The organism is Aporhodopirellula aestuarii, assembly GCF_023701485.1.
Classification (GTDB): Bacteria; Planctomycetota; Planctomycetia; order Pirellulales; family Pirellulaceae; genus Rhodopirellula; species Rhodopirellula aestuarii.
Genome location: NZ_JAMQBK010000005.1, coordinates 1 through 6,919, shown reverse-complemented (window position 1 = coordinate 6,919; position 6,919 = coordinate 1). Strand labels below are relative to the sequence as shown.

At 54.3% G+C, this 6,919-nt stretch carries 4 protein-coding genes and 1 pseudogene; 2 read left to right on the top strand and 3 right to left on the bottom strand.

The annotated features are described in order from the left end of the window. Nucleotides 1-66: 66 nt before the first annotated feature. Nucleotides 67-2,634 (bottom strand): LamG-like jellyroll fold domain-containing protein, encoded by a 2,568-nt coding sequence (locus tag NB063_RS01135; protein WP_250926892.1) that lies wholly within the window; start codon nucleotides 2,632-2,634, stop codon nucleotides 67-69. A 5-nt stretch (nucleotides 2,635-2,639) separates the two neighbouring features. Then, nucleotides 2,640-3,170: a sigma-70 family RNA polymerase sigma factor gene (locus tag NB063_RS01130; RefSeq protein ID WP_250926891.1), complete on the bottom strand. Its 531-nt coding sequence runs from the start codon at nucleotides 3,168-3,170 to the stop codon at nucleotides 2,640-2,642. Nucleotides 3,171-3,871: 701 nt separating this feature from the next. Between NB063_RS01130 and NB063_RS01125 the strand changes: the two genes are divergently transcribed. Together NB063_RS01125 and NB063_RS01120 are read left to right on the top strand one after the other, a co-directional pair. Beyond that, nucleotides 3,872-5,089 carry a DUF1559 domain-containing protein gene (locus NB063_RS01125; protein WP_250926890.1) on the top strand — a complete coding sequence of 406 codons (1,218 nt, stop codon included), beginning with the start codon at nucleotides 3,872-3,874 and terminating at the stop codon, nucleotides 5,087-5,089. A gap of 202 nt (nucleotides 5,090-5,291) precedes the next feature. Continuing rightward, entirely contained in the window at nucleotides 5,292-5,462 is a 171-nt protein-coding gene (locus NB063_RS01120; protein ID WP_250926889.1) for a hypothetical protein, read from the top strand. Nucleotides 5,463-6,231: 769 nt separating this feature from the next. Here the strand turns inward: NB063_RS01120 and NB063_RS01115 are convergent. Further along, nucleotides 6,232-6,919, bottom strand: a pseudogene (locus tag NB063_RS01115) (transposase); the annotation flags it as partial.

Below are 6,919 nucleotides of genomic sequence, written 5' to 3'. Positions count from 1 at the left end.
CGGTCCGGCCTACAGTTCTTCATCTGGCCTTTCGCACAAACAAAGTCAAAGACATCAATCCGACAATCAGGGGTTCGCCGTCACACGTAGCGTATCGGCGGCACCCGACGAGTCCGTGTCAACGAATTCAAAGCTCCAGACATCGAGATCGACGTCATCGGCGAATTGCAAACCACTGTCAATCAGCCGGCCTTCCCACTTCATAACGTCCCACGCACCCGCGATGGGCGGACCGCTAAAGCCGACATCTAGCAACGCGCCGTTCTCGAACATCACATGAGCGCCGTCGATACCGGTGACATCATCGATGAAGATCCCGGTGAGACCTCCCTCATCGACTCTTGCTTTGAGAATGCTTCCTGGGTTTTGCACCCAGAAACCATCGCCATCGCCAATCGACCCAATCTTAATCTCTTCTGCTGCCGATCCTTGAACGACAAAGATTCCCGTGCCACCGTCGCGTCCCAACGTAACGCCCCGACGGGTCGACAGGGCTCCGCCCGAGATTTCAAAAATACCGCGTCCCTGTTGCGGGCCAACGTCGAGGCTTCCGGTTGTCGGGCTAACCCCACGTGTCAAACGCAATTTGCCGCCGCTCAATTGATAGATCCCTTGTGATTGAGGGTCTAACCCGATTTGGAGCGAATTGAGACTTGCGTTGCCGCCGCTCTGCGTGACGACGCCCATTCCACCGGCAACGCCGACGCGAGTGTGTCGGTCAGAGCTACGAGTGGCAACAAGACTTCCACCTGTAATATCAAGCTCGCCATAACGTCCCAACTTCGAACCAACGATCACGCGGTTCAAATCATCTGAGACGCCATCGCTGAAGACAGCTTTCCGCTCGACACCTCCATCGACGTAGACATCATCCGATCGCAATGGAGAAACGCCCGCCATCCAATTGGCGGGGTGATTCCATTCATCGGAATGACTTCCTTTCCAGTAGGCAGACTTCAAATCTTGGAACGCGAGAATATCCTCCGGACTGAACGCGCGATCAAACATCACGAACTCGTCGATTCGGCCGCTGAAGTTGCGAACCACTGAACTCCCGGCGAGCTCGAAACGAGGAGTCCAGTTGCCCAGTTCCAACCGCCCCGTCCGTAAATAACGTGCCCCCGAAAGTGCACGTGAGCTATTGCGACTGACAAGAACGCCATCCACGTATTGACTGCAGACGCCGGTCTCACCGTCCCAAACAAACGCCAACTGCATCCAAGTCCCAAATTGTTGCGGACCAATGATCGGCTTGCTCAGGAAATCGTCTTCCGCGTGCCAACCGGTAGAACCCCAACGCCCAAACTGCAACCGGCCGATCGAACCATCCGATTGCGGCCGCGAAATTTGCCACTGCAACTCGCCTTCGATCGCATCATCTGACATCAACAACGAAGTGAATTCCCGATCGATTGCACCGAGACGAACCGAGGCAATGCAGGTGAGTGATTCATGCTCGCCGTCGACTGCGAACAGGACACGATCCGAAACGTTCTTGAAATCCAAAGCACGCTTACCCGGCCAACGACCGCTCGTCCAATCGCAACCAACGATCGTCCCATCGCTACCTTCAGTTGCCCGGTTTGCGTGATTGCGAATGACAGTGTCCTTGAACCCTTCTTCCTTAGGATCAGTTCTCTCAAAATCAAAATACAGCAGGCACGACGGGTCACTCGCAATCGCTTTTCGCCGTTGTCGCCACGCCTGTCTCGCCGCGTTGACGGCCACCCGGGTTCTTGAATTGATATCAGCCGCCGATGGAAACGATTTCGTGTCGGCCGGAATGTCTTTGTAAAGCCCGTCCACGGCGACACCAACAGCTTCCCCTTCACGCAACTCACGCATCGGCGAATCTTCCGTGGGCGACATCAGCTCAACCAAACCGTCGATCACGTGCACCTCGGCGGTGGTATCACCGCGAACATCCATTGCAAAAGCCGTCCCGCGATCGACAACCTTCACCAACGGCGTTTGCACTAAAAAACCATGGGCAGGCGGCGGGACATCAACACTCAATCGCCCCTTGGCACACCTAATTTCCATGTCGCTAACGACTTCCAGGTCAGCCGGCCCCTTCAACACGATCAACGCACCACGGTTCGTTTGGATTTCGACCAACCCATTTTCGAACTGGATGCGGCGTGCCGTCATTGGCTCACCCACACTGGGCGCCGATTCCGGATCATTCCACTCCACATCAACGGCTTTCCGCAACACGGCGACCCAGACTTCGGAGAGAAGTGGGGCGTTGCCATCGACCGTCGACGTTTGAGGTGAGTCGTTTTTAGCAAAGCGGAACGCATTACCGCCAACCCGCGTTTGCATCCCCCAATAGCCCAGCCCCATGAATATCACGCTCGCGGCGATACCGACGATCCACGTCAGCACCAGTGACTTATTGCGTGACTTCACCTCAGCGATCTCGACCGGTGGCTCGCCGCCCGGATCGAGATCGTTCCCCCAACTTTCCTGTCCGTGCTGACGAAGGTGCGCGTTCAGCTGAGTGCGTTCCCAGAAGAACGCTCGGGCTCGCGGCGAAGCGAGCAGCATCTCTTCGAGCTCTCGTTTCGTCTCCGAATCGAGCCCCTCGTCGAGGTAGAGATCAAGCAATTTTTCGAGTCGAGCAATATCCATTTTCGTTAGCTCACCGCATTTAAATGAGCATTGATACATTTCTGCAGTGCTTGTCGGGCCCGCGACAACACCACGTAAACCGAATCCGTCGACCAACCGAGCAGCGACGCGATCTCCGCGGCACTGTGCGCTCGCGTGTATCGCAACTCGACCGCACGCCGCGTGTGTGGGGCAAGCGAGTCCATGCAGTCCTTCAACGCTTTCAGACGGGCTTCGTCATCCTCCGCTGACAACGGAGCATGCGCCACACAAACCGCATCGATCACATCAGGCGACAACATCAAAGAGGCTTTTTGATTGCGATTACATTCCTCGAGCACCTTGAAACGCGCGATCGTGCACGCCCAGGCGACGAAGTTAGTTCCCTCCTCGTAGTCATCCGCTTTGGCGGAAACCGTCAGGAACGTCTCCTGCATGACGTCATCCGCCCGACTCATGTTGGGAATGAGGCTGAGGATGAATCCGCGAATTCGTGGCGAGTGCAACACGAATAACGCGTTGACTTGGTCGCGATGAGAGGGGGCTTTTGTATTCAACTCATTCCTCGATCGATTCTCAGTGACACACGGCGCAAGCGCAATGGCGAGCCCCTTGGTAATGGCGCAAACCCTGCCACTCTGAACTAACAAAATTTAAATTTCATGGGTAGATACGCCTATTCGCGACTGACTTGTCTTTCCGCTCCCGCCATAAGCACCAACCAACCGGTCTCACCGCAGGACGCCAAACCGGGAAGCGAAGCCACTGCAATCTTCGCGGTCATCACCCGCCCATTCACCCAAAAGCCCTGTCTTTTCGCGTCCCCTCTCTGACAGAAGTACACCCCGCCAAAGCGAAAACATTTGCTGCAAAAGCATACTCACCCCCCGAAAAAAATGAACCAGACGGGCACGCCGCCGGGGCAGCGAGTCGCCGACACCCCAACTCGCTTGCAACCTACCCGCCCCCCGTGCGGTGCAACGCCCCCTCCCCCGTCTAGTGCGATTCGCATGCCGTAGCGACCTTCCAGCCCCCTTAACGAGACAATCCGACATCCGCGAAACCGCCTCAAACCCCGCAATTTACGGGAGGAACACCAGCCGAAGGCGATTCCAAAAGTTTTTAAAAAATGATTTACAAAAAAAGGCAAATTTCAGTTAAGTACTTTCAAAATGCGCCCATAGCTCGCATGCAACAGTGCAACGAAGCCCATTAGGGCTGTCGAATAGTTTGTCATTTTCACCTAGAAGGAAAAACGATGGTCAGGCAAAAAAACTACGGGTTCACACTTGTCGAACTCCTCGTCGTGATCGCCATTATTGGCGTTTTGGTGGGGCTTCTGCTCCCGGCCGTCCAGGCCGCTCGCGAAGCAGCTCGGCGAATGAGCTGCAGCAACAATTTCAAGCAAATTGGGCTTGCGATGCACAATTACCATTCCGCTTATCAGCTGTTGCCAACTCATGGTGCTGGTACGATAAATGGCACCGGCGCGGGTAGCATTCCAGCAGCAACGGTTCCAGTTAACGCCGTACAGAGTCGATGGCGAGATAGTCTTGTCTGCAATAATTCCAAGCTAAGTGCATTTGTCGGCCTTATGCCTTTCATGGAGCAGCAGGCCATTTGGGAACAGATCAGCAATCCATCCACAGATGGTGGCACTTGGAATGCGATGGGGCCTACGCCAAATCGTTTGGATTACAAACCGTGGGCGACTAACATCCCAGCCCTGCGCTGCCCAAGTGACCCTGGGCAGGGCCTGCCAGCTTCAGGACGAACTAACTACGGTGCATGCTTGGGCGATTCAGTTTTTGCCTCTTCCATGCTTGGAGATAGTATCTATTCAGACGATGCCAACCCGACGCCCGCAGCTGCTTCTCAGTATAATCGCGCCTCCCATCGTGGATTTTTCAAGATGTGGAACAACAAAGGCAACTTCCGCGATTGCCTGGACGGCCTCTCAAATACCATCGCGATGGGTGAGATGATTACCTACTTAGGCGACAGAGACATCCGTTCTAGCACACAGGGCAGCGGTGGCGGCAACAATGCGACATTAATTAGAGATAACCCACTTGCCTGTCGTGGGCAAATTGACCCGGCGCGTCCTCGCTTTTGGAGTGGTACCGCACAACGTGAAGATCGCTCGCGCGGCTATCGCTGGGCGGACGTTTCATCAGTATTCAGCTCGACCTTTACCATTCTGCCACCCAATAGCGAAATCTGTGGTCGCAGTAACTTTAATGACATTGTTATCATCGGGACCATGTCCAGTCAGCATCAAGGTGGCTGCCATGTGTTGATGGGCGATGGAGCGGTCAAGTTCATTACTGACTCGATCGAGGCTGGTGATCCGTCCATCGGCGGGGTTTGGAAAGATGGCACAGGTGTTCGTGCCCCCGGCTCGATCAGCCCATACGGCCTGTGGGGTGCACTTGGAACTTCAGCTAGCAAAGAAGTTATTAGCGAAGAATTTTAGAGAAAAGCAGGAAGCATATGCAGGTCACCTCAGTGACCTGCGATTTTTTAAATTAACCGATCGCTGACACTTCGGTGTCAGCGATTTTCTAAATGTCACCAACGCCCATTTCAATCTCAGTGACTTCTTCTATATATTCTGATGCCGGGAATTTTGGCATTCAGTGTTTTAGAAAACTTCCTTTCTACTTGATAGAGCTCGAATGAAGAACCTAATGATGATCTTAGTAGCACTTATGACCTTTTCTGCTGTGCCGGGTTGTGGCGGAGGTGGCGAACCGACGGTCGTAACCGATGGCTCCTCCGCGGAAGACATTCAGGCAATCATGGACCGGCAGGAACAAGAGTCTAAAGACGCAATAAATGAAAAATGATCTAGTTGGCAATTCTTGCTGATGCGGTGCACGGACCAACGGCTACCCTGCCACATGGATCCCACAACTCGCGTCAAAGAAAAGGCGTCCGGTACGAATGACGCGGGGGCAAGCGTCAACAATCAATATGCGGTAGATGCGCGGGCGATAGGCAACAACCGGTAGTGCTAGCAAATATCACACGACTGGGCTCAGCATCTCGAGTGCCAATTTGAATTCGAAATCACGGCGAAGCTCCTTTGAGACGGTGGTTCCTCACATTACTGCTCTCAGGAGGCTCCACCGTGGAACGTCAGTCTCCCCACTCACCCCGCAGAGGCTCTAAGCAAACCCCGAGCGGCCAAGTCTCTCTGTCATTTGCTATTGCCCCAAGCCAAAACGCTCGCCATCTGCGATCAACTAGGTCATCAATATCGCGACCGAGTCTACAACCCCATGATCGTCGTTTGGATGCTCGTCACCCAGGCGTTCTCTAAAGACCATAGTTGCCAACAGCCCGTGACCCGGGTACGTCCCGTTTGTCGTTGAATCTCGTGATGGTCTGTTTGGTAAAAACGCAAGTGCTCAGGCTTGAGTGAGCAACAAGGCCCAACTATTGGAGCTCGCCGTGGAACGCCGATTTTATAACTGAAGGATTTTGAATGTAGCGTAACGGCGCGAGCCGTCCGGTCCCGCGATACCGGACGGCCCGGGTCGTTACGCTAAAAATGTCACTAAAACAATCGATGTCCCTAGGCGAGCTCCAGGAAGTGAGAAAGCATTCTTGGCTTGGTTTTGGTTTGGGTCTCGCCAACGTTGCCAGCAGATGTGGTAGTGACTTGCATCCAGTGATCCGGCGAAAGCCTTTCTCGGCCTCCAACAACGCGCAGGAAAGCCAACGACTTGCTTGATCCGTCTCAGCTCGAAAGCGTGTCACGCGCCTGAGCTTGCGGCGCGTGGTGCGGAACGAGTTTTCGATCGCATTGGTGCTCAGAAGGCAACGTTGAAGCGTGTTCGGAACGTTCAAGCGATGTAACGCCAGAAGATCCTCCCGGCTTCGCGCAGGCTTGTGTGCGCCTCGGCGTTGATCGGCTTGATAAACTTATCCAACTCATCAAATACTTCTTTGGCTGCCTCGTAGCCCTGGACGTTGCGAAGACGCGTGAACAGACGAGAGACCTCACCCCAATGCCGCTTGGATAGCTTTGCCTTCAAATTTCGCTCTTTGTGAACCAAGCAGCGCTGAACCACCGCATCGGGAAAGTGTTCTTTGGCGGCACCACGCAACGCATCACTTCCATCGAGTACGACGTACAGACGATGAGAGCAAGTGAACCCGCGATTCGTAATTCGGCTCATTAAATCGCTCGCAATTTCCAGACTTTCGCTGCTTCCCAGAACAAAGCCCAGCACCTGCTTGCGACCTTCGGTGTCGATCCCTAACGCGACGACTGCAGTCTGATCGCTACTCAAGCGAA